The sequence below is a fragment of the Bradyrhizobium sp. Gha genome (genome assembly GCF_900113735.1).
Lineage (GTDB): Bacteria > Pseudomonadota > Alphaproteobacteria > Rhizobiales > Xanthobacteraceae > Bradyrhizobium.
In genome coordinates, this window is the sequence record NZ_FOQM01000031.1 from 58,145 (window position 1) to 85,040 (window position 26,896).

25 protein-coding genes, 1 tRNA gene and 1 pseudogene are annotated in these 26,896 nt (G+C 63.6%); 7 read left to right on the top strand and 20 right to left on the bottom strand.

Features of this window, described 5'->3' with window-relative positions; genetic code table 11:
• Positions 1–48: 48 nt before the first annotated feature.
• The 3 genes from clpA to BM222_RS29460 all read right to left on the bottom strand — a co-directional run bounded on the left by clpA (position 49) and on the right by BM222_RS29460 (position 3,974).
• A complete protein-coding gene (gene clpA, locus BM222_RS29450) occupies positions 49–2,460 on the bottom strand; it encodes an ATP-dependent Clp protease ATP-binding subunit ClpA (protein WP_092236042.1) in 2,412 nt (803 codons plus the stop codon).
• A 292-nt stretch (positions 2,461–2,752) separates the two neighbouring features.
• Entirely contained in the window at positions 2,753–3,085 is a 333-nt protein-coding gene (clpS, locus tag BM222_RS29455; RefSeq protein WP_177243545.1) for an ATP-dependent Clp protease adapter ClpS, read from the bottom strand.
• A 550-nt stretch (positions 3,086–3,635) separates the two neighbouring features.
• Complete coding sequence (locus BM222_RS29460) at positions 3,636–3,974, bottom strand: phasin family protein (protein ID WP_092236046.1); 339 nt, start codon at positions 3,972–3,974, stop codon at positions 3,636–3,638.
• Positions 3,975–4,364: 390 nt separating this feature from the next.
• On the opposite strand from BM222_RS29460, the gene BM222_RS29465 reads away from it, so the two are divergent.
• Positions 4,365–6,161, top strand: a complete 1,797-nt coding sequence (locus BM222_RS29465) for a D-alanyl-D-alanine carboxypeptidase (RefSeq protein ID WP_092236047.1) — start codon at positions 4,365–4,367, stop codon at positions 6,159–6,161.
• Positions 6,162–6,384: 223 nt separating this feature from the next.
• Here BM222_RS29465 and BM222_RS29470 read toward each other — a convergent pair whose 3' ends face one another.
• The 4 genes from BM222_RS29470 to BM222_RS29485 form a co-directional block, all read right to left on the bottom strand.
• Complete coding sequence (locus BM222_RS29470) at positions 6,385–7,110, bottom strand: DnaJ domain-containing protein (RefSeq protein WP_092236048.1); 726 nt, start codon at positions 7,108–7,110, stop codon at positions 6,385–6,387.
• A 96-nt stretch (positions 7,111–7,206) separates the two neighbouring features.
• Positions 7,207–7,962, bottom strand: coding sequence for a hypothetical protein (locus BM222_RS29475; RefSeq protein WP_092236050.1), 756 nt, complete (start codon positions 7,960–7,962; stop codon positions 7,207–7,209).
• Positions 7,963–8,090: 128 nt separating this feature from the next.
• Positions 8,091–8,951 (bottom strand): alpha/beta fold hydrolase, encoded by an 861-nt coding sequence (locus BM222_RS29480; RefSeq protein ID WP_092236052.1) that lies wholly within the window; start codon positions 8,949–8,951, stop codon positions 8,091–8,093.
• 339 nt (positions 8,952–9,290) lie between these two features.
• Positions 9,291–10,214 carry a division plane positioning ATPase MipZ gene (locus BM222_RS29485; protein WP_092236053.1) on the bottom strand — a complete coding sequence of 308 codons (924 nt, stop codon included), beginning with the start codon at positions 10,212–10,214 and terminating at the stop codon, positions 9,291–9,293.
• 232 nt (positions 10,215–10,446) lie between these two features.
• Here BM222_RS29485 and BM222_RS29490 point away from each other — a divergent pair.
• A pseudogene (locus tag BM222_RS29490) lies at positions 10,447–10,837 on the top strand (pantoate--beta-alanine ligase); the annotation flags it as partial.
• 85 nt (positions 10,838–10,922) lie between these two features.
• Here BM222_RS29490 and BM222_RS29495 read toward each other — a convergent pair.
• The 5 genes from BM222_RS29495 to BM222_RS29515 form a co-directional block, all read right to left on the bottom strand.
• Positions 10,923–11,363 carry a DUF1489 family protein gene (locus BM222_RS29495; RefSeq protein ID WP_092236054.1) on the bottom strand — a complete coding sequence of 147 codons (441 nt, stop codon included), beginning with the start codon at positions 11,361–11,363 and terminating at the stop codon, positions 10,923–10,925.
• A gap of 43 nt (positions 11,364–11,406) precedes the next feature.
• Positions 11,407–12,372 carry a hypothetical protein gene (locus tag BM222_RS29500; RefSeq protein ID WP_092236056.1) on the bottom strand — a complete coding sequence of 322 codons (966 nt, stop codon included), beginning with the start codon at positions 12,370–12,372 and terminating at the stop codon, positions 11,407–11,409.
• Positions 12,373–12,520: 148 nt separating this feature from the next.
• Entirely contained in the window at positions 12,521–12,724 is a 204-nt protein-coding gene (locus tag BM222_RS29505; RefSeq protein ID WP_092236060.1) for a hypothetical protein, read from the bottom strand.
• A 186-nt stretch (positions 12,725–12,910) separates the two neighbouring features.
• On the bottom strand, positions 12,911–13,279 hold the full coding sequence (locus BM222_RS29510; protein WP_177243546.1) for a YidB family protein: 369 nt from the start codon (positions 13,277–13,279) through the stop codon (positions 12,911–12,913).
• Positions 13,280–13,416: 137 nt separating this feature from the next.
• Positions 13,417–14,079, bottom strand: coding sequence for a glutathione S-transferase family protein (locus BM222_RS29515; RefSeq protein WP_092236119.1), 663 nt, complete (start codon positions 14,077–14,079; stop codon positions 13,417–13,419).
• A gap of 121 nt (positions 14,080–14,200) precedes the next feature.
• On the opposite strand from BM222_RS29515, the gene BM222_RS29520 reads away from it, so the two are divergent.
• Positions 14,201–14,917: a DUF599 domain-containing protein gene (locus BM222_RS29520; protein WP_092236122.1), complete on the top strand. Its 717-nt coding sequence runs from the start codon at positions 14,201–14,203 to the stop codon at positions 14,915–14,917.
• Positions 14,918–15,078: 161 nt separating this feature from the next.
• Here the strand turns inward: BM222_RS29520 and tolA are convergent, their stop codons facing one another.
• The 4 genes from tolA to mgtE form a co-directional block, all read right to left on the bottom strand.
• On the bottom strand, positions 15,079–16,005 hold the full coding sequence (tolA, locus tag BM222_RS29525) for a cell envelope integrity protein TolA (RefSeq protein ID WP_092236062.1): 927 nt from the start codon (positions 16,003–16,005) through the stop codon (positions 15,079–15,081).
• A gap of 49 nt (positions 16,006–16,054) precedes the next feature.
• The gene (locus BM222_RS29530; protein WP_092236064.1) at positions 16,055–16,873 is read right to left on the bottom strand and encodes an aldo/keto reductase; all 819 of its coding nucleotides are present in this window, start codon (positions 16,871–16,873) and stop codon (positions 16,055–16,057) included.
• A gap of 108 nt (positions 16,874–16,981) precedes the next feature.
• A complete protein-coding gene (locus tag BM222_RS29535; protein ID WP_092236066.1) occupies positions 16,982–17,299 on the bottom strand; it encodes a helix-turn-helix domain-containing protein in 318 nt (105 codons plus the stop codon).
• Positions 17,300–17,403: 104 nt separating this feature from the next.
• A complete protein-coding gene (gene mgtE, locus BM222_RS29540) occupies positions 17,404–18,825 on the bottom strand; it encodes a magnesium transporter (RefSeq protein WP_092236069.1) in 1,422 nt (473 codons plus the stop codon).
• 75 nt (positions 18,826–18,900) lie between these two features.
• Between mgtE and BM222_RS29545 the strand changes: the two genes are divergently transcribed.
• Both BM222_RS29545 and BM222_RS29550 read left to right on the top strand, forming a co-directional pair.
• Positions 18,901–19,707 (top strand): polysaccharide deacetylase family protein, encoded by an 807-nt coding sequence (locus tag BM222_RS29545; protein ID WP_092236072.1) that lies wholly within the window; start codon positions 18,901–18,903, stop codon positions 19,705–19,707.
• Between the two features lie 172 nt (positions 19,708–19,879).
• Positions 19,880–21,139 carry a polysaccharide deacetylase family protein gene (locus tag BM222_RS29550; RefSeq protein WP_092236125.1) on the top strand — a complete coding sequence of 420 codons (1,260 nt, stop codon included), beginning with the start codon at positions 19,880–19,882 and terminating at the stop codon, positions 21,137–21,139.
• A 9-nt stretch (positions 21,140–21,148) separates the two neighbouring features.
• Here the strand turns inward: BM222_RS29550 and BM222_RS29555 are convergent, their stop codons facing one another.
• Positions 21,149–21,523: a hypothetical protein gene (locus BM222_RS29555; protein WP_092236076.1), complete on the bottom strand. Its 375-nt coding sequence runs from the start codon at positions 21,521–21,523 to the stop codon at positions 21,149–21,151.
• Between the two features lie 233 nt (positions 21,524–21,756).
• Between BM222_RS29555 and BM222_RS41415 the strand changes: the two genes are divergently transcribed.
• Positions 21,757–22,014 carry a hypothetical protein gene (locus BM222_RS41415; RefSeq protein ID WP_177243547.1) on the top strand — a complete coding sequence of 86 codons (258 nt, stop codon included), beginning with the start codon at positions 21,757–21,759 and terminating at the stop codon, positions 22,012–22,014.
• A gap of 233 nt (positions 22,015–22,247) precedes the next feature.
• Here the strand turns inward: BM222_RS41415 and BM222_RS29565 are convergent, their stop codons facing one another.
• Complete coding sequence (locus tag BM222_RS29565; RefSeq protein ID WP_244547305.1) at positions 22,248–24,080, bottom strand: glycosyltransferase; 1,833 nt, start codon at positions 24,078–24,080, stop codon at positions 22,248–22,250.
• Positions 24,081–24,113: 33 nt separating this feature from the next.
• Here BM222_RS29565 and BM222_RS42365 point away from each other — a divergent pair, with 33 nt between their 5' ends.
• Positions 24,114–24,458, top strand: a complete 345-nt coding sequence (locus BM222_RS42365) for a hypothetical protein (protein WP_244547306.1) — start codon at positions 24,114–24,116, stop codon at positions 24,456–24,458.
• Here BM222_RS42365 and BM222_RS29570 read toward each other — a convergent pair.
• Both BM222_RS29570 and BM222_RS29580 read right to left on the bottom strand, forming a co-directional pair.
• Positions 24,447–25,727: an HlyD family secretion protein gene (locus BM222_RS29570; protein WP_244547307.1), complete on the bottom strand. Its 1,281-nt coding sequence runs from the start codon at positions 25,725–25,727 to the stop codon at positions 24,447–24,449. The two genes, BM222_RS42365 and BM222_RS29570, sit on opposite strands and share 12 nt — an antisense overlap.
• A 1,078-nt stretch (positions 25,728–26,805) precedes the next feature.
• Positions 26,806–26,890 (bottom strand) — tRNA-Leu (locus BM222_RS29580).
• Positions 26,891–26,896 lie beyond the last annotated feature (6 nt).

The window sequence follows — 26,896 nt, forward strand, 5'->3', positions numbered from 1 at the left end:
ACAAAAGGCCGGCTCTTCAGCCGGCCTTTCGGTTTATGACGCTTGTAATCAAGCCTTGACCAGCGGCCCCTTCGAGGTCGGCCCCTTGGAGCCGCCGGGGCCGCCCGGCTTGTTGGGCTTGCCCGGTGGGCGCTTGCGGGCGCCGGGCAGCTTCTCCTGCTTCGGCGTAACCGGGCCCTCGACGAACTCGAAGCCGATCTTCTCCTTGGTCTCGTCGGCCTCGTCCTTGACCAGAACGACGCGGACGTGACCACCGCCCTTGAGCTTGCCGAACAGCACCTCGTCAGCCAGCGGCTTCTTGATGTGCTCCTGGATCACCCGGGCCATCGGACGCGCGCCCATCTGCTCGTCATAGCCATGCTGGATCAACCAGGTCTTGGCCGGCTCGGAGAGTTCGATCGTGACGTCGCGGTCGCCGAGTTGCGCCTCGAGCTGAAGCACGAACTTCTCGACCACGGTGCCGATCACCTCGACACTCAGATGGCCGAACGAGACGATGGCATCGAGGCGGTTGCGGAATTCCGGCGCGAACTGCCGGTTGATCGCCTCGTGATCGTCGCCTTCCCGCTTCGAGCGCGTGAAGCCGAACGCCTGCTTGGCGAGATCCGAAGCTCCCGCGTTCGTGGTCATGATCAGGATCACGTTACGGAAGTTGACCTGCTTGCCGTTGTGGTCGGTGAGCCGGCCGTGGTCCATGATCTGGAGCAGCACGTTATAGAGATCGGGATGCGCTTTCTCGATTTCGTCGAGCAGGACCACGCAATGCGGATGCTGGTCGACGCCGTCGGTCAACAGGCCGCCCTGGTCGAAGCCGACATAGCCGGGAGGTGCGCCGATCAGGCGCGACACGGTGTGGCGCTCCATGTACTCGGACATGTCGAAGCGCAGGAGCTCGACGCCCAGCGTCGCCGCCAGCTGCTTCGCAACCTCAGTCTTGCCGACGCCGGTCGGACCCGAGAACAGGTAGCAGCCGATCGGCTTCTCCGGTTCGCGCAGGCCCGCCCGGGCGAGCTTGATCGAAGCGGCGAGCGACTCGATCGCCTTGTCCTGGCCGAACACGGTGCGCTTCAGGGTCTGCTCGAGATGCTTGAGCACCTCGGCATCGTCCTTCGACACGCTCTTCGGCGGGATCCGCGCCATCGAAGCAATCGTGGTTTCGATCTCCTTGATGCCGATCGTCTTCTTGCGTTTGTTCTCGGCAACCAGCATCTGCGCCGCACCGGACTCGTCGATCACGTCGATCGCCTTGTCGGGCAGCTTGCGGTCGTGGATGTAGCGCGAAGACAGCTGCACCGCCGCCTCGATCGCCTCATTGGTGTACTTCAGCCGGTGGTAGTCCTCGAAATAAGGCTTGAGGCCCTTGAGGATCGCGATCGCGTCCTCGACGGTCGGCTCGTTGATGTCGATCTTCTGGAAGCGCCGCACCAGCGCGCGGTCCTTCTCGAAGTGCTGGCGATATTCCTTGTAGGTCGTCGAGCCCATGCAGCGGATCGTGCCCGAGGCGAGCGCGGGCTTGAGCAGGTTCGACGCATCCATCGCACCACCCGACGTCGCGCCCGCACCGATCACGGTGTGGATCTCGTCGATGAACAGGATGGCGTTGGGATGGGCCTCGAGTTCCTTCAGCACCTGCTTGAGACGCTCCTCGAAGTCGCCGCGATAGCGCGTACCCGCGAGCAGCGTGCCCATGTCGAGCGAGAACACGGTCGCAGCCGCCAGAACCTCCGGCACCTCGCTGTCGACGATGCGCTTGGCCAGGCCCTCCGCGATCGCGGTCTTGCCAACGCCGGCCTCGCCCACGAACAACGGATTGTTCTTTTGGCGGCGGCACAGCACCTGGATCGCGCGGTTGATTTCGGAATTGCGTCCGATCACCGGATCGATCTTGCCGTCACGCGCCTTCTTGTTGAGGTTGACGCAATAGGTCTCGAGCGCCTCGCCCTTCTTCTTGGCGTCCTCGCTGCCCTTGGTCTCGGTCTCCTCGTCGACGCCGCGAACGGGCCGCGCTTCGGAGACGCCCGGCCGCTTGGCAATGCCGTGGCTGATGTAGTTGACGGCGTCATACCGCGTCATGTCCTGCTCCTGCAGGAAGTAGGCGGCATGGCTCTCGCGCTCGGCGAAGATCGCGATCAGCACGTTCGCACCGGTCACCTCTTCGCGACCGGAAGACTGCACATGGATCACCGCACGCTGGATCACGCGCTGGAAACCGGCGGTCGGCTTGGCGTCATCGGCGCCATCCGTCACCAGATTTTCGAATTCGGTTTCAAGATAATTGACGAGGCTCGTTCGCAGCTTGTCGAGATCGACGCTGCAGGCACGCATGACAGCAGCCGCATCGGAGTCGTCGATCAGGGACAGCAGCAGATGCTCAAGCGTCGCATATTGGTGATGACGCTCATTGGCGATCGCCAGTGCACGATGCAGGGATTGTTCAAGGCTTTGGGAAAAAGTCGGCATTAGCGTCCTCTATGGCCCCCACCATCATGATCGCCATCGCCGGGTCAGGCAACAACAACCTTTGTCACATATAGTTATACAAGGCCGCGGCAAAAGACCGGTTCCGCGACTCGATGAGCATTGCGCGCCCACCGCATTCTCGATGCAAAACCCGTTCCGATTTGGGCAAAACTACCCATTTGGGCAGGATTGGCGGCGGCGCTGACGTCTGCGGATCACGCAGCGGCATGCGCTGACGTCACACAGCGCGCGAACAGCACCGATCTCACGAACTCCGAAGTCGGACCCGGAGTTACTTCTTTTCCATCACGCATTGCAGCGGGTGCTGGTGCTTGCGGGCGAAATCCATCACCTGCGTCACCTTCGTCTCGGCAATCTCGTAGGTGAATACGCCGCACTCGCCGATACCGTGATGGTGGACATGCAGCATGATCTTGGTCGCAGCCTCGGCGTCCTTCTGGAAAAACTTCTCCAGCACGTGGACGACGAACTCCATCGGCGTGTAGTCGTCGTTGAGGATCAGCACACGATAGAGGTTGGGCCGCTTGGTTTTGGGTTTGACCTTGGTGATGACGGACGTGTTCGGACCCGCCGGGCCACCCGAACGGTTCTCGTCGTTGCTCATCCGGAGAGCGTGGGCGGCAGTCGCCGCGGACAGGTCAAATCTGGAAGTCAGTTGCGGCATGGCTCAGGCGTTCAATTCCCCACGGAAGCGTAGAAGCTAGGCCCCGCCGTTTCGGAGCTCGGGACGGGCGCGCCAGCTTGTTGGATCGCCGCTTCCAACCGGTCCGGTCAGGCCCGGATCAATTGTGGGGAATATGGGCCTGCCCTCGGCTCCCTGCAAGCGTGCAACCATCCCGCCGATATGGCCAAGGCAACCCGATTCCCGCTCCAACGATCCTATCGAAGGTTAGTCAATCCGAACCGATTTGACAAAAACTTCCGCCTTGGCCGTTTAGCAACCGATCAGGAACCTGCCGTCGGCGATTGCGCCGGACATCTCCGGGTTTCTACGGTCCCATTGAACCTTGTCGACTCAGTCCCAGGACACGCCTTTGTACGAACAAAGCTTGCATGGCGATTGGCCACCGACGGCTTTCGAGCACTGACGATATGGTCCCAGCAAAAAAAGCCCGGCTGTTCAGCCGGGCTTTTTGATTCCAGGACTTCAGAAATTACTGAGCGGCCGGGGTGAACTTCGACACGACCGTCTCGACCGGCTTGAACGCCTGCTTGGCGAGGTCGCTGTAGAGGCCGGCGATCTTCTGCGATTCCGCGACGAAGGTCTCGTAGGCGGAGCGGGCGAAATCGGTCTGCGCTTCCACCGCCTTGTCCAGCGACTTCACGCCGGACAGCTTCTCGACGAAGGACTTGGTGTCTTCGAATGACTTCTTGGTGTAGTCGCCATAAGCGCTGGCGATCGCCTGGAGGCCGTGCTGCACCGAGGTCGCGGAGGCGACGCACGTCTCGAAATGCTCTTTCCCGTAGTTCTGAAAGTCTTCAACCTTGAACATCTTGGAATCCTTTTTCCCTGGCTCGCGTCGGGAAGCCCCGGCTCCCTGACTCTGCCCACAATTAGTGCAACGCACAAAAAAGTCAAGAATCTTGTGCGATGCACAAAAACCGATCGAGTTTGCAGAAATCCCCGGGGTTTCCCGCAAGGGTTCTTTAAGCTTTTGGAAACCGCAGGCCCCTACCCTGATTCCCTGGACGTGTTCACCATCCGCAGACGGTCAAAGGCCGTTTGAGAACATCACCTTAGCCAGAACAGCGGCTCAGGCCCAAACGTCCCCCGCAGTGAGCACCAGCGGAGGGGCAGCCTAAGCAGGTAGTGATCCCGGGTCCGCAGGGCACAATTTCGCCTCACGAGCCGGTGATCAAGTCACAAACGGGGACGGGGTTCCATGCTTCGTAACAATTGGTCTTCTTCGCGCTTGGCGCGGGTTGGCATTTTCGGACTTCTCACGGTCACCACAGCCGTCATCTTCACGACCGACGCCGCGGACGCACGGCGCTACCGGCGTCACTCCGCGCATCACCGCGTGCATCGCGAGGCCTCCGAGAGCTACAGCCCGCAATTCGCGTCGATCATCGTCGACGGCAATTCCGGCGCTGTGCTCCAGTCGACCAGCCCCGATGGCATTCGCCATCCGGCTTCGCTTACCAAGATCATGACGCTTTATCTGCTGTTCGAGCGTCTCGAGTCCGGCAAGATGAAGCTCGACACCGAGATGCCGGTGTCCCAGCACGCCGCCGACCAGGATCCGACCAAGCTGAACCTGCGGGCCGGCCAGACGATCCGCGTCGAGGACGCGATCAAGGGCCTCATCACACGCTCGGCCAATGACGCTGCGGTTGTGATCGCCGAAGCGATCGCCGGTGACGAGGACGATTTCGCCGCGATGATGACGCGCAAGGCGCATGCGCTCGGCATGTCCAGGACGATCTACCGCAACGCCAACGGCCTTCCCAACGACGAGCAGGTTACCACCGCGCGCGACCAGGCCACGCTCGGCCGCGCCATCCAGGAGCGCTTCCCGCGCTACTATCGCTATTTCTCGACTACTGCCTTCAACTTCCGCGGCCACACCATTACCGGCCACAATCACCTGCTCGGCAGCGTCGAAGGCGTCGACGGCATCAAGACCGGCTACACCCGCGCCTCCGGCTTCAATCTCGTGAGCTCGATTCACCGCGGCAATCGCTTCCTGATCGGCGTGGTACTTGGCGGACGCAGCGGCGGCTCGCGCGACGCCATCATGCGCAACTTGCTCGCGGAGAACCTCGACAAGGGCGCGACCACCCACACTGTTGCCGCGGTGACCGAGCGCAACAGCGCTGAGCCCGGCACCGACGTCGCGGATGCATCTGATTCCCCGGTCCGCCCTGCTCAACAGGTCCAGACCGCAGCTGCTCCTGCGCCCGTGGCGCCCGCGCCACGTTTTGCCTCGCGCCTGTCGACGCTTGCAGCTGCGACCGCGGCAATGCCGCCGCCTCAGCCCAAGCCCGAGGCCAGGCCCATGGAGTCCAAGATCGAGCCCGCGCCGCTCACCAATGGCGTGATCGCGAGCCAGCCGCTCTCCGTGATCCCGGGTTCGTCCGAGCCGATGAAGCCGGTGCGGGTCAAGACGGTTCAAGTCAAGGCCGGCGCTGTGAAGGTTGCGTCCGCCGCGCCGGCGCAGGTCGCGCCACAAGTCACCAACACGATTTCGCCCCGCAACGATATCGCGGAGACATCCGGCGCCGTGGTCGCCAGGGCCGACACCATCAACAAGCCGGAGCCCACCCATGCCGAGCTGCCGCAGCAGCCGGCGGGCTTCGGCACCGGGAACGGTATCCTCGGCGTGCTGCCGGCGGCTACCACGGCGGCCGCCCCCGTCGCCAAGCTTGCCTCCGCCGATCCGGCACCGCAGCCGATCCAGACGGGCGCCACGACCAAGCCGGCCGTCACCCATAGCGGTTGGATCGTTCAGGTCGGTGCGCTCGAGAGCGAGAGCGAAGCCCAGCAGCGGATTGAAGCGGCCCGCAACTCGGCCCGCGGCCTGCTCAGCAAGGCTGATCCGTTCACCGAAACTGTCGTCGCCAGGGACAACCGCAAGCTCTACCGCGCCCGCTTCGCGGGGCTCGAACGCGACCAGGCCGAAGCGGTGTGCCGGGCGCTGAAGCACGCCGACATCTCCTGCATGACCTTGCGCAACTGAGCTCACTTGCCCTTCCAAGCAAAATGCCCGCGCCTTGCGCGGGCATTTTTGTTTTTGGACGCGTTGGCGCTGGAAGCTGTTCCGCGACAACCTCTCGTCAAGAATTTACGGTTAAAACTTTGCTCAAGAGATCGACCACGCCGACAATGGCGGGCAGCGGGGCGACGGCAGACAGAGCAAGCAGAGCTCACGCGGTACGGGCGTTTGTGGCGTGGTGCCGGAGTTAGCCGTTATGCGTACGAAGCAGAGTATCCTTGGCCTCGTTTACCCGGGCAGCGAGGTACGTCGAGCCCCCCTGGTCGGGATGCAGTTTCTTCATGAGGGACTTGTGCGCTCGGCTGATGTCGTCGCGCCCCGCCCCCGGCTGCAGGCCAAGGATCTGATAGGCCTCCTCCGCCGTCATTTTGCCGCTCGCCGCCGTGCGGCGCTGCCCCCCTGCCGCGTCGCCTTGCGCGTTCTGACGCCAAGCGGGAAACCTGCGGTCCAGATAGCTTTCAAGTAAGGCCACGCTCTCGGCGTCGAACGCCGGGACCATCGCCAGCAGGCTTGCGAGATCGAACTCGTCGAGATTACGTCCGGCGTGGGGCCCGGCGACGATCTGGCCCGCAAGCTGGCCGGAATCGTGATCGAGCCGCATATCCAGGAATTGTGAGCGCACGCGCGAACCCTGGCCGGACGAGCGCGCCGCACCACCCCCGAACAGTCCACCAATATTGCCAAAGCCCGCATTCGCGAGCGGCGTCCAGCCCAGCAATCCAGCGCCGAATATTCCAAGCGGGATCGCGACCGCCAATTCGCCCCTCAAGCCTGTAAAGGCCGCCACGGCGAGCGCGACCACGCCTCCGCCGAACTTGATGGCACGCGCCAGCGCCGCCGGATTGGCCGATCGGAACATCTGGAGCAACAGATAGAGCGTGATAACGGCGACAACGCCGGCGATGAGAGTCATGACGGGACTATAGTCGGCCTCTGGTCAAAAAGCATGGCGTCCTTCGAGCCCGCGATTGGCACGCGAAACGAGTGAGGCGCGGCCCGGCTTGACCTGCTACTTCATTTGCCCGATCAGCTGCGCCGCACCGCGCGCCGTCTTCGCCAAGTTCAGCAGCGCCTCGCGCCCGCCCGCCGCATAGGCCGCAGCAGCCCGCAACAGTTCGCGCAGCTGCGCCGCCGCGCCAGGATCGAACCGGCACCAGGCGCCACCCGTCAGCCGCGCGATCTCGCGAAACGCCTGCTCGGCGCCCGCATCATGGCCTTCCTGAAACAGGAAGACCGGCACTTTCAACATACCAAGCTCGCCGGCCTTGGCGCACAACGCATCGACTTTCTCCTCCATGGCATCGCCGACGAAGACCACGGCGCGCACGCCTGATGCAACAGCCTCGCGCCGCGCATCGGTCAACACCCTGCCGATCTGGGTGTCGCCGCCGCGGCAATCGATCTTGCTCATCAGCGTCGCAAGCTTGCTGCTTTCGGAAATCCACCCCGTGGCGCGACATTCGTTGAAGCCACGATAGTAGACAAGCCGGATGTCGAGGCTGCCGAGCGCTGCAGCCTCGCGAAACATGTCCGCCTGAAGTGCGCAGGCCATGTCCCAGGTCGGCTGCCGGCTCATCGTCGCATCCAGTGCGAAGATCAGCCGGCCCTTCGCACCGGGCGCATGCGGCGACAGCGCACGCGCCTTGGCGACGAAGGCGGCGACGTCCTCCGACGTCGAGGTCTTTGCCCGCGGCAATGCGCCGTTGCTTTCGGCCTCGGCCGACAAGGCATCGCTACTGCGCGGTTTGATGGAGTCGCCGGACATCTGAGGTCGCACTTCGTCTCATACCACCAATGTGGATAGCGTGCCCTGCCCGGTCAATGAGCAAAACCTCCGCGGGCGGGAGCCGGCGGAGGTTTTGGGACTTGTTTGGAACGATCAACGCCTTCCGATCAGCTCTTGGCCGGCGCCATCAGAGCGACCGGACCGGGCTCCAGGATCTTGGGCGGAGCCGCGCGGGTGTCGACCGGCGCGATCGCGCTGTCGGTGTCGCTGAGGAATTTATCCAGCATGCCCTGGATCGAGCTCTTGGCGTCATCCGGGCCGGTGTCGCGCATGTCATTGTGCTGGAAGTCGGTCTTCACGACCTGAATTCCGTCCTTCTCACATTCCTCTTCGGTCGGGATCACGCCCGGATCGGTCTTGAACTGCGGATCATGAGAACGGAACGACAGGATCTTGAATTTGCCGCCGGTCACGAAAGGCACGCGAAGATTGTCCAGCGTCACGACCTTCTTGACCTCCTCCGGGTACTGCTTGGCGAAATACATCGTGATGTCGCCGCCCATGGAATGACCGACCATCGTCACCTTGGCGTAGTCGGCGTTGGGCTGAACCTTCTTCATTTCCTGCATCGCCAGATGGATATTGGCGACGCCGCGCAGGATCTGCGGCAGGCGGCCGACATAGAGCTCGCCGGGCTTGGTCACCATCGGCGGATCGGTCGGCAAATCATGCTGCGGGCTGACGACGAGATAGCCGCGCGCCGCAAAGATGTTGGCGAGGAATCCGTATTCGGTATTCTTGACCGTGTTGCCGTGATTGATGACCGCAACCGGCAAGGTGATCATGCCGGCATTGGCCTGCATTTCCTTATCGCGACGGATCGCGATGTCGACAGGCACGGGACGGTTATCGCGCGAAGCGTCGTAGAAGGTGATGGTCTCGTGCTTGATGGCCCACTTGCTCGCCGTGAAATAGGCGACGCCGAAGAGGGCTCCGACAGAAACCAGAACGGCAATTCCGCGCTTCATTTTCGTCCTCAGCCTCAGGCTCTTGCGGCCTGATCCCTGTTGAAAATCGTGTTGTTCGAGGAGCTCTTCGGCTCCCTTCGCGCCTATTCCCTAATATATGTCACAGGCGCGTGACAGAAAGGCTAAATATTGTGGTTCGGCAGCCCTCTCATTGTGCGACGCACACGTTTGGTGGGCAACCTGCTCTGAAACCACTACAATCGGCGTCCAGATGACCATCCGGCGCGACCCGTCACGACACGGTTCAATTTCACGGTGAATGCTCGGTGAAAACGCGTTGGGACGTGACGGGTTCCCGGGAACTCGCGTCATGGTCCACTGGAAGTAGCGACGTACCGCCTAGGCCTCAAGGATATCGTGAACCTCGAGCGGTTTGTCGATTTGGCTGAACCACTCGGCGCGATTTGCCGCACGGCGGCGGCCGCGCTCATCAAGCGGCAGCTTGAGCTGACGGAGCAGGCTCGTGACCTCCTCCCGAGCCGTGAGATGGCCGAGATTAGGTCGCATCCCAAGCGTCGCCTCGTCGATCTCGTCCAGAGCGGTCAGCCCGCGCGGGAAGAACTCGCGATAGACCACGCGCTCGGCGAAACCGTCGACGTAGCGGAAGCCGAGCCGCAGCGACAAATCCTTCAGCCCGTCGGCGACGAGCTGCTTGTTACGCGAGCCGAGCATCGACAGGCGGTTGCGCACTACGATCCAGTCCGTGGTCGAGCCATCGAGCTGGCGGCGCTTGCGCCTGACGTCGCGCACCATCTCCGCGTAGTGGCTTTCTCCTGTTACCGCGTAATTGATCGGATCGACGGTGCCGAGGACGTCGAAGTCGAGGAAGCTGTCGTTGATCGGCGTGACCAGCGTGTCGGCCATCGAATGAGCCAGCCGCATCAGATAGCTGTCGGTGCCGGGCGTATCGATGACGATGAAATCGAAGCTGCTCTCGACCGTCGAGACCGCCTCGATGAACTGCTGGAACTCGGAATTCTCGTTCTCGGCGATCTGCATGGTCTCGCCGAGCTTGATACAGCGATGCACCGGCAGCTCGAGCTCGAGCTTGGTGCGGCGCGCCCAGCTGGAGCGGTTGTTGATGTAGCGGGTGAAGCTTTGCTGACGGCAGTCGAGGTCAATGGTGGCGACTCTCTGGCCGGCCTTCAGCAGAGCAACTGCGATGTGCAGGGCGGTGGTCGATTTGCCGGAGCCGCCCTTTTCATTGCCGAGCACGACGACATGCGCCGAGCCGGATTGGCTTTGGCTAGCCTGCACAAGCATGACGATCCTCAACACCCCTGAACAATATCTTCGAGTTGGCCGCGTCTGTGGTCAAGTGAAATGCGTGACAGGATGACGAAATCACGGTGCGCCGATGATCATCGTGAATCGCACTGCGGTGTCGCCTCTGTGATCCATCCAGCAATGACGCGACATCCGCGCAGCAGAGGATGCTGTGCCTATGGCGATGCACGGCGTCCACGCCCCGCGCTTGTTAAGGTTAGCCGGCTGGGACTTTCAGCAATTGCGCGTGGTGATGTAGATGGCGGGGCATCTCGAGCTCGGCGTCAAGGTGATCGGTTCCCGCACCATACGCGAGCGGGACGCGCTGGCGATGTCCCCGCGCAACGTCTACCTCTCGCCCCAGGAGCGGCAGACCGCCCCCACCCTCCACCGCGTCATGAAGGACAGCGCTCGCCGCATCCACGCCGGCGAAACCATCGCCAGGAGGATGGCGCGCGGCGCCGGGATGATCAACGCGGCAGGCTTCGCGCTCGACTAATTTCGAGCTCCGCCATGCCGAAACGCTGGCGCCGGTCACTTCGCGCAGCGACGGGCCGCTGCGGATCCTGGTCGCAGCCAAGCTCGGCAAAACGCGGCTGATCGACCATATCGCGGTCTGAAGCGCGATGAAGTCATCGCGCTTCAGTCTATTGTTCGAGCATGAGCATGATCCGGAAAACCGCTGCACAGTTTTCCGGATCATGCTCAGAGCAATCCGAGATCGCGTAGCTCGCGCCGCATCGGCTCCGGCATCGCCGCGATGGTGCTGGCGGCGGACTTGCCGAGATCCGGCGGCACGGAATGGTCGGTGAGATAGCGCCAGCCCTGGAATGGCCGCATCGGCCGCGGCGACACCGAGACGATCTTCGGCTGCATCACGATCCGGCAGCGCCCAATGCCGTCCTTGTCGCGGAATGGCTCGATGCCGATGATCTTTTCGCGTGCGGCGATCTCGCCCTTGATGACCCAATAAAGCGATCCGCCCGCCAGAATCTCGGCGTCTCGCTTGGGCACCATGCGGGTGATGTGGATGTGGTGTTGCGGCAGGCCTTTTTTCTTGGCCGTCTGCATCCGTTCTGCGACCCACCCCTTCAATTCCTTGACGGAGTCGCAGCCGACGGCAAGCTTGATCAGATGGAGTGGCATGACCCCAGCATTAGCGGGCTGGCGACGGGTTTTCAAAGCCGAACTAGTTGTTATCCGCAGCTGCGGGAGCCGGGCTCGGCGGCGGCGCCAGCGGAACCGGCGCCGCGGCCGGCGCGCGCGCGGCCTTTGGCGCGGGCGGCCTCTTCGCAGCCGGTGGCGCTGTCGCCTGCGCCGCGCGTGGCGCAGCTGCCGGAGTTGCGGCCGCGTTGGCGGCCGGCGCCTGACGCGCGGGCGGCTCCGGATTCATGATGCTCACCGGCGGCGTCGACGACGCGCTCGGGAACTCCGCATTGGTCGGCTTGCCCGTCGGCATCGATGGCGCAAGCCCGGCAATCGCACCCGTCGGCGGCATCGCCACCGGCGCATTCCAGGTCGGCGCATAGCGCGCAACCAGGGTGTCGTAGAGATGGGAATCCATGTTGGCGGCGACCTGCTGCTGATCGGTCAGCGAGCGGAACGCCGGGCAATCGAACCGCGTGCAGCCATCGCGCGCCACCAGCACCTGCGCAACGAGGCCGTAGCGATCGTGCTCCAGCGATTTCCTGAGAACCTCGACTTCGAGCGTCAGGCTCTTGTCTGCGGTCGCAGCATCGCCGAGCGCAGTCAGCCGATCGATCCGAGCGGCAGTATAGGCGACAGCCGCAGCCGCCGCATCTGGCGCACCGAACAATGCCTTCTCGCAACCGATCGCCACGGCATCGCCGGCGAGGTCGTCGAGGCAGGCGAGCGCGGGAAGGGCCGCGGTTACCGTGGCTTGCGTTCGGACTTCCGCCGTCGCGGTTTCGTGCCCCAACGGCCCAAAGATTCGCATGGTGGCGGACAGCGCAATGATGCCGATCGAGAGCAGCGTGATGACGGTCAGCGCGCCGTTGACGACCGATCTCTCGGTACGCAGCAGCGTGATCAGCAGGACCAATCCGAAGAAGCCGGTCGCGGCCAGCGTCATCCACATCGGGACGTCCGGCGAGCGCCAGATTTGGTCGAGCGACGAGGCCCATACCCAGTCCATGCGCGATATTCCCTCACGCGAGCAAACAGCTGATGGTCAAACGAGCACCGCGAACCGGCTGCTGCCACCGCCCACCTTGTCGAGGTGAAGCGGGCCTTTTGACGGCGGGCGGAGCAAATTCGGCTGTGATGTCAGTGCCGACAGCGCGTTACGAGAGCGCGAGCTGGCTTTCCTTGGCGACCCGTTCGAAGGCTTCGGTTGAGCTCTTGATCCGGTATTGGCAGTCGTCGCCCTCCGTCGGCAGGAGGCGGATGATCTCGTAGGAGCCGCTGGCAGCCGGGCGCGCGACGTTGCTGGCCGTGAACGATACGCGCGTTCCAATCGGGAATTTGTGCTTCAACACCCTCTCCATCACTCAAACAACGCCTGCCTCGCCCGTGGTCCCACTGCGAGGCCGGCTGGAAGCCCGCCGCTGTATAGCACGCATGCGGCGTTTTTGACCAGCCTCATGCGAGGCTGGCAACCGCACAAATTTCAAAGTCTTTTCAGGACGATAACGGGACCATTTGCCGGCCCGGACCGCCGCTGGAACCAGGCCTCAGGCACCGTGGGGAAGATGGCCGTCGGGACTCGCCTGATCCACAGCCTTAGGTAGCTCCTGGGCCAGGATCTCGCCGAGCTGGTCGACCGGAATATTGTAACGGGCAGCGAGTTGGCGGACCGTATCGTTGCCGAGCACGGCGCGGAGCTGGTCGGCAGAGATCGGCAGGTTCTGGCCATTTCCCAGCCAGGACTTCACCTGGTCGCCGAAGCCCGCCTGCTGGAGCTTTGCGACGATCGCACCCAGGCCGCCCTGGTTGTTGCTGCCGAGCACCTCGCTCAACACGGCCGGAAGGACGGTCGCCCCGAGTTGACCGAGCGCGCTCCGCAGTGCCGGGTTGTTCTCCAGCGAGTCCAGAATTCCCATGGCCGTGCCCTCTTCGTTGGTCCCTGCGATTGAGCGCCGCAAGCCAGCATGCCGTCAAGCGGCGCCAAATCACATTTTAGGCGGGCATGATCTCGTCGAAAAACCGGATGCCCGCTCTTCCGGATCATGCTCCTGATTCAGACAGTCTCGAACCTTTCGATGACAAGCGTTTCGGCGAGACCGTCACGGGTCCATTCCTGGAACGCCGGCATCGCCATCATCGTGTCCATGTAAGCCTGGGTCTCCGGTGTGACTTCGATGGCGTAGGTCCGGAAGCGATGCACGACCGGCGCGTACATCGCATCGGCCGCACCGAAACGGCCAAACAGGAACGGCCCGCCGGCGCCGTAGCGGGTCCGGCATTCGCGCCAGATCTGCTGCACCCGTGCGACGTTGGCCCTGGCGTCAGCCGACAGCGTCACGGCGCGCACGGGACGGTGCAGGTTCATGCCGCATTCGTTGCGCAGGGCCATGAATCCGGAATGCATCTCGGCACATACCGAACGGGCAAAAGCGCGCGCCGCGGCGTCGTCGGGCCACAGCTTCTTCTCCGGGTAGCGCTCGGCGATGTATTCGATGATGGCAAGCGAATCCCAAACCGTGATGTCGCCGTCGACAAGTACCGGCACCTTGCCGGCGCGGCTGAACGACAGGATCCGCTCCTTGTCGGCGGGATTGCCGGTGTAGAGCGGGATCACGGTCTCCACGAAAGGGATGTCGTTGGCGCGCAATGCGAGCCAGGGCCGCATCGACCATGACGAGTAGTTCTTGTTGCCGATCGCGAGCTCGAGCACTGCCATGCCGCTGGTCCTTTCGTAGGTCTTGTCGATGCCGCCGCTTTTAACGCCATCGCCTGCCGCCAATCAATCGTTGCCGCACGCGGGCATGCATGGCAATCGTGTCGGCCGCGAGGAGACAGACATGAGCAGGCATTGGGTCGACATCACCGCCGTCGGCTTCTTCATCGTCGAATGGCTGGTCTATGCCGCCACGCTCGAGCATTCCGCCTATGGCCGCGACAGCCTGTCGGCACGGATGAACCGCTACCGCGAGGTGTGGGTTCGCCGCCTGCTCGACCGCGAGGCGCGCATGGTCGACATGCAGATCATGGCTTCGCTGCAGAACGGCACTGCCTTCTTCGCCTCCACCAGCCTGTTCGCGCTCGGCGGCGCGCTGGCGCTGCTGCATGCGACCAACGACGCCATCGCCATTCTCGCCAAGCTGCCGATCGACCTCAGCTCCTCGCCCGCCCTGTGGGAGCTGAAATGCGTCGGCCTGGTGCTGATCTGCGTCTATGCTTTCTTCAAATTCGCCTGGGCCTATCGGCTCTTCAACTATGTCGCGATCCTGTTCGGCGGCATGCCGCCGGCCTCCATGCGCGACACACCCGAGGCCGAGGCCCATGTCATCCGCACCACGCGTGTGTTCGAATCCGCCGGCCGCCACTTCAACCGCGGCCAGCGCGCCTTCTTCTTCGCGCTCGGCTATCTCGGCTGGTTCGTCAGCCCCTGGGTGCTGTTCGCGACCACCGCCGCCGTGGTGATCGTGACATGGCGCCGGCAATTCGCCTCGCATGCATGGGCGGCGATGGCGCCGAACGTGGCGGTGGATGATGGAGGGCTGAAGCGCGGTCGTTGAGAAATCCCGTGTCCCGGACGCGCTGCCGCGTGCAGCGCAGCTGCGTAGAGCCAGCCACGCCGCACGGCGCAAGACCGCGATGCGGCCCCGCTCTGCAGCCGCACCAGCGGCAGCGTCGCCATTCTCCAAACTGCATTTTGCCCGCCGGCCCCGCGACCCGGCTACGACCCGAAATCCTGCGGCGTGAATGAAAGGTCCATGATCTTCCATTCCTCGTACTTGTCGGGCGGCAGCATCTGGTAGGGCTGACAGGCCTGCACCGCGTTCATGGCTGATTTCACGATGGCCACGCCCTTCGCGGACGGCGGCGCCTCGATCAGGATCGGCTCGCGCGCAAGCGTGCCGTCGGTGGCCATCGCCACGCGCAGCCTGATGCGCACGGCATCGGTCGGCGCGACCTCCGCGGGCAGTTTCGAACAGCTCCGCAGGTGACGGCGAAGCTCGGCGACGACCTCTGGCGGCAGCGTGGCTGCGATCGAATCCTTGGCATCGCCGCCATCATCCTTGGGGGCGTCTATCGGCGCCGGCGGCAATGCAGGCGGCAGGCCCAGCATCACGTGGTATTTGACCGTGACATCGGGCTCCGGGGGCTTGTAGGCCGGAGAGGCGGCCTGGGGTTGCGGCGACGCGGCCGGCGGCGGCTGTTGCGCTTGAGATTGCTGCGGTTGTGGCTGCGCCTCTTGCTGCTTCGCCCGCGGCGGCTGAGGCTGCTGCTTCTGTTGCGGCTCGGGCGAGGCCTGCTTCTGCGGCGGCCCCGCCTTCTCCGTTGCCTTCTCCGTTGCCTTCTCTTGGGCCGGCGCCGGCTTGGGCGGGGCGTCCTGCTTGTCCTTGTCGGTGAAATCCAGCTTCGGCAGCTTGAATTCGGGGAGCGGCTCAGGCGGCTTCGCGGCCTCCTCCTTCGCCTTCTCTTCCGCCTTGGCTTCTTCCTGCTTCACCTGCTCCGGCGTGACGATGTCGACCGCAACCGTCTCGGGCGGCGCGGAATGAAACGGATGGACTTCGCTGATCACGATGATCAGCGCGACCAGCGTCAAATGCGCAATCGCCGACGCCGCAATGTCCGTCCGTATGATCTTCCGCGGTTCCATCGCCCGATCTTGGGTTGCCGCTTTGCTCCTAGCATACCCAAGTGCCCCCTCAATCCCATTTCGGGGCGAAGGCGAAATCGGTCAGGCGGCCGTCCGGGCTGGCCAGCGCCGCGATCCGGGCCGTCTCCTCATCCGAGAGCTCGAAATCGAAGATCTCGATGTTTTCCGACAGGCGCTCGACGCGCGACGTTCTGGGAATGGCGGACACATTCTGTTGCACCAGCCAGCGCAGGCAGATCTGCGCCGGCGTCTTGCGATGGGCGCGACCGATGGCCGCGAGCGTCTGGTCGGCCTTGATGCGGCCCTTGGCGATCGGGCTGTAGGCAACGAGCGCCATCCCGTGCCGATCGCAGGCCGCTCTCACCTTCGCCTGGTCGAGGTAAGGGTGAAATTCGACCTGGTTGCAGACGAGCGGCTCGCTCAACAGGGCGACCGCCTGCTCGATCAGCGCCACCGTGAAATTGGATACGCCGATGTGGCGCGCGAGGCCCATGCGCTTGGCATGCGCCAGCGCACCCAGCGTCTCCGCCAGCGGCACATGCGGATTGGGCCAGTGCAGCAGCACGAGGTCGACGGCGGGAAGCCTTAAGCGCACCAGGCTCTCCTTGATCGAGCGCTCGAGGTCATGGGGCGCAAAATGATTGGTCCAGACCTTGGTGGTGACGAAGACGTCGTCGCGGCGCACGCCGGAGGCCCGCAGCCCGTCGCCGACCGCGCGCTCATTGTCATAGACCTGGGCGGTGTCGATGTGGCGGTAGCCGAGCCGGAGCGCCTGCTCCACCACACGGGCGCAGGTCCGTCCGCTCAACTCCCAGGTCCCAAGCCCGATCGCCGGAATTCTCGCGCCATTGGCCTCGACGAACAGCATGAGGAATCCTCTCTGTTGCGGCAGTCCTGATGTCATTATGGACCCGGCCCGCCAGAGTGCAACGGACGCCGCGTCTGATCGTCAGCACGATGCAAACGGGAGGTGGGATCAGGCTTTGGCGAGCGCCTGGAACACCGTATCGGGCGCATGCGCGATCACGGCGAGCAACGCACGGGCGGGACCTCGCGGGGCCCGCTTGCCCTGCTCCCAGTTGCGGATGGTCTCGACCGGCACGCCAAGCTTGGCGGCGAATTCCATCTGGGTCAGACACGCGCGCCGGCGCAAATCGCGCACCCCGGGTGAGCCGACCTCCGCTGCTGGAGTCGCGGCCGCGGCCTCGGCCGGAGACGGCTGGACCGGAAACTCCTGCCCGTCCCGCAACTCAACGACCCGTCCATCCGCCTTCAGCCGCAACCGCATGCTCATTCCCCCAAGCGCGGGCAATCATGCGGCAGCACGCTTAAGGTCGGATTAAAAACGGTCTCGTGCCCGGATGCGGCTCGTCCGAACCCCGCATCCCAAGCCCGGCCCTACTTCAACCCGAACCACAGCGTCGCTATGCCGAGGAAGGAGAAGAAGCCGACGACGTCGGTCACGGTCGTGACGAACGTGCCCGACGCCACGGCCGGATCGGCCCTGACGCGTTCGAGCGCCATCGGAATCAGGATGCCGCCGAGCGCGCCGGCGATGAGGTTGCAGATCATCGCGAGCCCGATGACGATGCCGAGACCCGGGATCTTGAACCAGGCCACCGCGGCGATGCCGGTAATCACGGCGAAGCCGACGCCGTTGACGAGACCGACCAGCGTCTCGCGGATCACCACGCGCCAGGCGTTGGAGGAGCCGAGCTCGCGGGTCGCGAGCGCCCTCACCGCAACCGTCATGGTCTGGGTCGCGGCATTGCCACCCTGGCTCGCGACGATCGGCGCCAGCACTGCGAGCGCCACCATCTGTTCGAGCTGGCCCTCGAACAGGCCGAGCACGGATGACGCCAGGAAGGCGGTGGCGAGATTGATCAGCAGCCAGTTGAAACGGCCACGCGCAATGGTGAGAAACGTGTCCGACAATTCTTCGTCGCTGGTGACACCGCCGAGCGCCTTGAGGTCCTCGTCCGCCTCTTCCTCGATAACGTCGACGACGTCGTCGACGGTGATGACGCCGACGAGGCGGTCCTGGGTATCGAGCACGGGTGCCGCGACGAGGTTGTACTTGCCGAACATGCGCGCCACCTCCTCCTGGTCCTCCAGGACGGAGACGCGGCGGCGATCCTCGTCGGTCAGCTCGGTCAGCGGCACCGGGCGTCGCGCGCGCAACAGCACGTCGAGCGGAACCGCGCCCTGCCAGTGCTGGTCCTTGTCGACGACGTAGATCTCGTAGAAACGATCGGGCAGATCGGGCGTATCGCGCATGTAGTCGATCGCCTGGCCGACGGTGAAGTCCTGCGGCACGGCGATGAACTCGGTCTGCATGCGCCGGCCCGCGGAGTTTTCCGGATAGAGCAGGCTGCGCTCGAGCGCGACCCGCTCCTGGAGCGGCAGCTTCTCGAGGATTTCCTCCTGCTCCTCCTCGTCGAGGGTTTCGAGCAGCTCGACCGCGTCGTCGGATTCCAGCTCGCGGACGCCCTCGGCCACCGTCTCGGGCGGCAGCTCGTCGAGGATCTCATCGCGGACGGCCTCGTCGACCTCGTTCAGTGCGGAGAAGTCGAAGTCGGTTCCGGTCAACTCGACCAGGCGGACACGATCGTCGGGCGCGAGCGCCCCAATGAGATCGCCGAGATCGGCCTCGTGCAGATCGGCAACGCAGGCGCGCAACGCGGCGCTGTCGGCGGCCTCGATCGCATGGGCGATTTCCTCGACGAATTCCTGCCTGATTTCGCCGTCTTCATTGCGCATCGGGACGTGGTCGAGTACCGATGTGTCGGCGGAAGCGGCGTCATCCATCCGTTCATCCATGGTGCGCCTCGCGTTTGACAGGTTGATGGTTTGGGCTGACAGTCAGGCAATACCCGCAGGGCAATCTGGAGCGCAATGGCAAAGATGCAGTGGCCGAAATGGACCTCGATCACATTGGGCCTGGCGCTCGCCGCCCTCACCGCGGTCGGCTCGGTGAAGGCCGCGGACTGCCCGCGGGAGGATGCGCTCGGCACCTCGCGGATCGTGAGCGTCGATGCCAAGACCACGCCGCGCGTCGGCCTGAAGAGCTTTCCGCAGACTCTGCCGCTCGCCGATCATGAGGTGGTGCTGACATTCGACGACGGCCCGCGTCCGAAGACGACCTCGAAGGTGCTGGAGGCGCTGGCGCAGGAATGCGTGCGCGCAACCTTCTTCCTGGTCGGCCGGAGCGCCGCCGAACATCCTGAGATGGTCAAGCGCATCGCCCGTGAGGGCCACACCATCGGCCATCACACCTGGTCGCATCCGCACATGGCGCGGATCCCGGCCGATGCGGCGAGGTACGAGATCGACCACGGGATCGCCTCCGACGAGATGGCGCTGCACGGGGTCTCGACCTCGACGCCGTCGACGCCGTTCTTCCGCTTCCCCTATTTCGAATCCACGCCGGCCCAGCTCGACCTGCTCCAGGCGCGCGGCATCGTCGTGTTCGGCGCCGATCTCTGGGCAAGCGACTGGAACGACATGACGCCGGAACAGGAATTGAAGCTCATCACCGAGCGGATCACCGCCGCCGGCAAGGGCATCATCCTGTTCCACGACGCCCAAGCGCGCACAGCGGCCATGATGCCGGCTTTCCTGCGGTATTTGCGGGAGAACGGCTTCCACATCGTCCACATCGTGCCGGCGGACACATCACAAAGGAACGCCGAAGCGCGTTGATGCCGGAATGTCACGCGGGCGCAAAATGGGGTGATTTGAGCCCTATTAACATTCTGTTCATGCTACGCCATGCAATGATCCAGGGGCGGGAAAGGTCTTTGCGCCTGAACCGCTTCCGGGCATTTCCGACCCACGGATATTGCAGCCGACGTAGATGAGGCACACGGAGTTCATGATCGGAAGTGGCGTTGTTTTTCGGACGCGATCGTGGGCCGTCCTGCTGGGTGTCCTGCTCCCTGGGTTGCTGACCACGGCAGCCTTCGCGGCCGACTGCCCGGGACATCCTGATGCGCTCGGAACTTCCCGCACCCTCGTCGTCGATCCGCGCGAGCATCCGCGCATCGGAACCATGCAGTACCGCGAGACCCTGCCGCTGAAGGACCACGAGGTCGTCCTCACCTTCGACGACGGTCCGCTGCCGAAATATTCCAACCAGGTGCTGCAGATCCTGGCCGACGAGTGCATCAAGGCGACCTTCTTCATCATCGGCCAGCAGGCCAAGGCGAACCCGGAAGGCGTGCGCAAGCTGGTCGCGGCGGGCCATACCGTCGGCACGCACACCATGACCCATCCGCTGACGATGAACCGGATGCCGATCGAGAAGGCCGAGGCCGAGATCAACGGCGGCATCGAGTGGACCACGGCGGCGATGACGGATCCGTCCAAGCTGGCGCCGTTCTTCCGCATCCCCGGTCTGATGCGCGCCGACGCCGTTGAAAATCTGCTGATCTCCCGCGGCATTCAGGTGTGGAGCGCCGACTTCCCGGCCGACGACTGGCACCACATCTCGCCGGATCGCGTCTACCAGCTCGCGATCCAGCGGCTGGAGGCCAAGGGCAAGGGCATCCTGCTGCTGCATGACATCCAGGCGCGCACGGTGGCGGCGCTGCCGAAGATCATCCGCGACCTCAAGGCACGCGGCTATCGTATCGTGCATGTCGTGCCCGCAACCGCCGACCGGCCGGCGACGCCGACCACGCCGGTGGAGTGGCTGCTGCATCCACCGACGGAGACGACCCCGATCGCGCGCTGGCCTGCCGTGCCGAATTTCGTGTTCACGCAGACCGCGACGCTGCCGGCGCCCGGTCTCGCCGACCTCAACGCGCAGACGGCGCACCAGCCGCTGCTGCTGCCGCGCAAGACCATGGCGCAGTCGGATGTCGCGGCCACCCTGCCCGTACCCGGTCGCGATCTGTTCGCGATCCCGGAGGGCTCGGTCGAGGTGCTGCTGTCGACGACCTTGTCGCGGCGCGCCGCGACAAGGCTCGCGATGGCGGCCGAAGCGCCGCCTGCCCGCAAGGGCAAGGCTGGGAAGGTGAGGACTGGGCAAAGCGCCCATGCTGCGCATGCCGCACCGAAGCACGCTGCTCAAGCCAAGACCACGGCGCCCCGCCCGACCCGCGTCGCCACCGGCGTGAAGAAACGCGCCTGAGTGAAGCCGTTACTGCCGCATGATGGCGGCGACGCAGAGCAGCACGATCAGCGCCAGGAAGAACAGGTCCATATAAGACTTGAGCTCGCCGTCGCGGCGCAGCCGCGCGACATCGACGACGAGCTGCTTGCGCCCGGCGGTTCCGCCGGAGCCGTCGTTGATCGGCGCTTGCAGACGACGCGCCTCGGCTTCGAGTTTCTCGATCTTCTGGAAGAAGTAGAATGCACGCAGCGTCGAGGCCGCGCGCATGCCGGTGTAAACAAGCACGAGGATCGCAAGGCCCGCCCGGTGCTCGTACTTCTCCATATAGTTCAGGCTGAAATAGACCATCGCCAGAAACAGGAAATTGGTCAGGAAGCGGTAGACGAAGCTTAGAAAGACCATGCTGGCTCCAGCCGCGAGAGGTCGCGCAAGTCCCGTCTACGCCAACTTTGTTTCAACAACGATACCGTCGCCCGCGCGCCGCCGCCTTTTAGCCGCACTCCGTCATATTGCAAGCGAGAGCGCGGGACTGCCCGTTCGTTGTGCGAGTCACCACGCCGCGGCTCGATGGAGATTCGAGCGAAGCTACGGTAGACTGCTGCCCCTGCCAAAGGTCTGCGGACTGGGATCTGCCGATGCCGAAAAAGGGAATCACCGGCCACGACGACTGGGTCCTGACCGAGGCGCTCGCAACGGCGCTGGTCGCGCTGGAGCAGCTGGAGGAGAAGCACCAGCCGAGCGCGCATATGGACGACATCCGCAAGCTGCTGTCGAACGGCAAGGAGCCCGCGGCCGTGAGCCTGCACCTCGCGCAGGCCAAATGCCGCCTGTTCCCCGATCTCGACCCGCTGGAGATCTACCGGGAATACGGGATCGGCGAGGAATATGGCTAGGCATCGGCGCGCTTTGCGCGACATCGCAAGAAGCGGGCGCTTCCTGCCCGCAACCCCGGCCGTCAGCGCCGGCACGGTTGAACGACCGTCTTCAAGTGTACGGCCAAGGCGGAACGGCCACCCGCGATTGGGTCAATCGGGCTCGCGACCGCCCCGACCGCATCGAGAGCCGGCTTGTTTGGCGGTCGACAGCTCGCAGGCCGGACGATGAGGAAGGGATCAACGCCATCAGCTCAGTCGATGACCTGGGGCACCGAACCGCCCCCTCGGCTCAGCCAGGTTCTGGTGAAACTCGTCGGATGCAGGCTTCTAATTCCGGCGAGATGTTCCAAATCTCCGATCCGCGGTTGAGGCCGGATGACCAGGCTCTCGGCCGGCAGACGCTCAGCCGGCCAAGGCGCTGCGGGTGTCGCACCACTCGTCTCAACCTGAGGCAACGGCGCAGTCATTGACCAGATGCTCTTGAGCATCGTTCTGTTCACGGACCAGGCGACGACACTTTTCTCCTTCAGGCGGGCGACGGTAAAGAGCTTGCGGATCAACAGGTCTCGTTCAAGCGACTGCGGCAGTTTGAACTGCACCCCGGCAAGCTGACCTCTTTGTTGCGCGATCATCGCGTCGATCCAGCCCACTTGCATGATGTGTACGCGCAGCGGTTCCTTGCTGCGAGGACAGTCGATGCTGGAATGGAGCAGGACGCCAGCGCCGGAAAGGGAGATGTTGCGCATGCGCCCGGAAAGCAGCTCACCGGTCTCAGTCTGGATCAAGACTGATTCGTCGACATCGAAGCGTTCCTCGGAACGCCCCATCCGCGCCTGTAGCGAGGTCATGCAGACGAAGAACAGCACGACGATGTTCACAACCGACCAGAAGGCGACCATCGGCAAGGCGGCCGGATGATCGATGATGCGCCATTCCGGGATGGTGTTCAGAACGAGGCCGACAACTGTCAGCCCCATCAGGGCCGCCGACGGCCAGAATATCTCAGCGGCATAGCTTGCGCACCGCGCGGCGGCTCCCTTGGGCGTCACCCTGAACGCATGTCCCTTCGGCTTGACGAGAGTCCCGAGCACCGTCGGTAGAATCTTGAAGCTCTGGATGGTCGCCGACACCTGAGCAGCGAGTGGAAAATGCGCGTGCGGCGCGAACCAGGAGATACCGCCGTTGAGCGCCAGGATCGCGGGAAACAAGTAATAGAAAACCGATTCGGGGGTGACGTCGACGACAGGCGCGAGGCCGGTCCACATGAACACGATCGGAACCACCACGACCATGAGCGCCCTCAAGCCCAATGAGAGCCAATGCGTCGGAAAGAAGAGGAGCCGATGCATCAAGCTCAGTCCGGGGCCGAGCGGCCCGGCGGCGAGATAGAGGGTCTGGATCGCGCCACGCGCCCAGCGTTGCCGTTGCACAAAAAAGGCGCCAAGGCTTTCCGGCGCCAATCCAATCGCCAGCGGTTCGCAAAGATACCGGGTGACGTAGCCGTGGCGCAGCAGGACCAGCGTCAGCAGGATGTCTTCAGTGATGGACTGGGTCGGCAAGGAATCGCCCACCGCGCGGAGTGCGGCACGACGCGTGACGGAGTTGGATCCACAACAAAAGGCACCGTCCCAGCCGTCCCGCGCGGGCATGATGGAATCGAAGAAGAAGCGTTGTTCGTCCGGCAGTCCGCTGTGCAGGCCCAGATTCGCCTGCATAGGGTCCTCATTGTAGAAGGCGTGCGGGATCTGAACGATTCCGATCTTTGGATCAGCGAAGAAGCCCATTGTGCGCATCAGGAAATTGCGCTGCGGCACGAAGTCCGCGTCAAAAATCGCGAAGAACTCGCCATCCGTCATCGTCAACGCATGATTGATATTGCCGGCTTTCGCATTCAAATTGTCGGAACGGGTGAGATACCCGGCCCCCTTGCGCTCGCAGAGTTCCTTGAGCCAGGGCCTGCGGCCATCATCCAGCACCCAGACCTGGAAGTTTGGATAGTCCAGACATAGTGCGCCCGTGATCGTCTTTTCCAGCACCTCGAACGGCTCGTCATAGGTTGGAATGAAGACGTCGACCGAGGGCAACTCATCATCCGGCAGGCCGCGAAGCCGACGTTCGTGCTGATCTGCCTCGCTGCGGCGATCGGTCCTGCGAAGGAAGGTCAGATAGAGAATGAACTGATCCGTGAAGGTCAGGAGCTCAACGAAGAGACAGAACCAGATCCAGCCGACCTGATACCAGGTCCCGCTTGCCGGCAGCACGGTGGTGAAGATCCGCCATTCGAGATAGCGGGCAACGACAAGCCAAACCGCGGCAAAAATCGCGACACGCGCCCAAAGGCGCGCGACTGCAAACGTCGGCGCCAACAGGTACATCGCCGCAAAGACGCCCAGCATCGGCGCGAACAGCTGAGAGAGCGACAGAGTCACGAGCTGCACGGAATTTCTCGCTCACAGGGATGAGTGGTCGAGGTCCAGCCGAGCGGTCAGCCATATCAGCTTCGAACTGACCAATCGAAGCAGGCCGTCGGCTCTGCGCTCGAAGCGCACTTCGGCCAACCGTCCGATATCGCAGGAGCCGTTGTGGTCAGCCGCCGTTTCGTTAGGCGGCAACGAGATCTCAACAGTAATATTGCCCGGATCAGGCCGCGGCACCCGAGCCGCGAGCAGCCGATCATCGGCGTACGCGGCCGAGCCGCGAACTTGCCGGATCTGGCCGGTCTTCCACTCTCGACTCCCGATCAGGCGGACAGTCGCCGCATCTCCGGCCTTGATCTTCTCGAAATCGCGCTCGGGCAGTTCAACAACGATGAATCGGCGTTCGCAATCTGCAAAATCAAGGACCGATTGCCCTTCCGTGACCATCGAGCCCGGGCTGGCCGCGACCGACCAGACCACGTGAGCAGCAGGCAACGACAGATCGTAGTGATCAAGGCGATCAAGGCGAGCGCGCTCCGCTGCGATTTCTGCAGCCAGCTGCGCGGAACGTGAGCTGTTTTGCAACAGGTCCGTCTCAAGCTCCTGGCGACGGAGAACGAGCCGCTCGCGCTGCTGCTGAGAATAGGGCACGTCATTGGCATCGCCACGGAGATAAATGCCCTTCTCGGCCGCCGCCAACTCGGTCTTGAAGCGCTGCAGGCGTTCATCGGCCATCTGGCACCGCGTTGCGGTCGCCTCCTGAGAAGCTTGGGCCTCGGCAGAACGCATCTGTGAACTGATGCCGAGCTTAACGAGCTTCTCTATCCGTCCCGCGACATCGTTCCGCTGCCGCGCCTCGGCGAGACAGCCGCCTCTTTCGGCCTCCGTTTCCCCGATCTCGTGGCTCAGGCGTGCTATCGCCCCCAAACGATACTCCTCGCTGCGCTCGCGGAGCTTGCGATCGAGCTCGGCGATTTCCCCAAGCTGCAGACGTACGAGCTCGGCGCGTTTGGTGGACATGGCGAGCTGCTGATCGAGGTCAATGAGGTGCCGGCGATCCGGCGAACGTGCCTCGACCAGCGACACGACCCGGCTGCGCTGGAAATATTCACCTTTGCGTGGAAGATCAGGCGAGAGCTGACCCGCGATCGGTGCAGTCACTCGCATGAGCTCGGCGTTGACAAAGGCGGAGGGAGCGATTCTGTAAGTCACATACGGCAACAGGGCCCATCCGCTCAGAGCGATGATGCCGAGCGCCAGGGATCGTCGGACAATTCGGCTACGAATGAAGCGTTCGACATGCAATCGTATCACGACTGGATCTCCAATGGGCTTTGGTCGCTGCACCTGCCTCAGCGAAGGCAATCCAATCGCCGCGGGCCGCCTGGCCTTGTCAAAGTCTGCATCTGAGGCACTGAGCAAATCCGGCTACGTTGATGCTGGCCGAAATCGGGCTTGTCGCAATCGCAGACTCGTCCTTGCAACCAAGAGAAGTGTATTTAGGTTTCACCACATTAGGTTAACTTGTGTCAAAACCGGAAGATTACGGTTCCGAACAGAAATCAAGATGTCGACCTGGTCCGCTTGACGTCGGCGCGCTCCATTGCCGGCGATCTCCCGCGCTTGGACCCGCCAAGCTGGACGTGCTGAGCCACCACTAGACGCAGGGGATGTGCGTTGTCGCTGCAGTCGCGGATGCAAACGTCCGCGCCTGCGATCGAGCAGCAGCCGCACGCAGTCCGCGCGATTGTGCCAAGCCGCCACCCGTGGTGCCGTTCGCCGCCAGAAACTGTCGCCGCGGGCGTCGCTCAAGTCGGGATGTGTATCGAGCAATCGGCCGAGCTCGTCCGCGCGGTCCTTCTCCACGGCCTTGACCTCCTGTTCCGCCGCGACCGGACGATCGCGGCTCGGCAGGAAATCGCAAACAAGGAGACGATCGCCTCGTTGCCGCCGGGCTTGCCGATCCGGTGGACGGTGCGGCCGTCATGCTGGGTGAAGCTCGGATCACCATCGAAGGGGCAGCGGACGGTCTCGACGTCGCCGGCGTTGGCCGCGGCGAACACACTCGCGGGTAACCTCGTCGACAATGGGCCTTGTGCGCGCCAGCTCGCAAAGCCGTAGCTGCGCATCGCCTGCGGGCTCGGCCTCAGCGAGCTGTGGGTGAATGAGAGCCCGCCGATTTCTACGCTTGGCTACGCCACTGTCCTCTCACGAGCAAATTGCGTTTTTCCTCAGCGAGAAGTTGGCGAAGACACGACCAACCAAAGGAGTTAGCGCTGGAACGCGACACGCAAGATGAAACGAACGATTGCCTCGGGAGGCAATACATTCCCGCTGGAGTAACAATGTGGGGAAGTCGCGAAAATCTCTGCCGTAACAAAGGCTTATTACTTGGTGCGCTCGGAGGGACTCGAACCCCCACGATTTTACTCACTGCCACCTCAAGGCAGCGCGTCTACCAGTTCCGCCACGAGCGCTTGGGA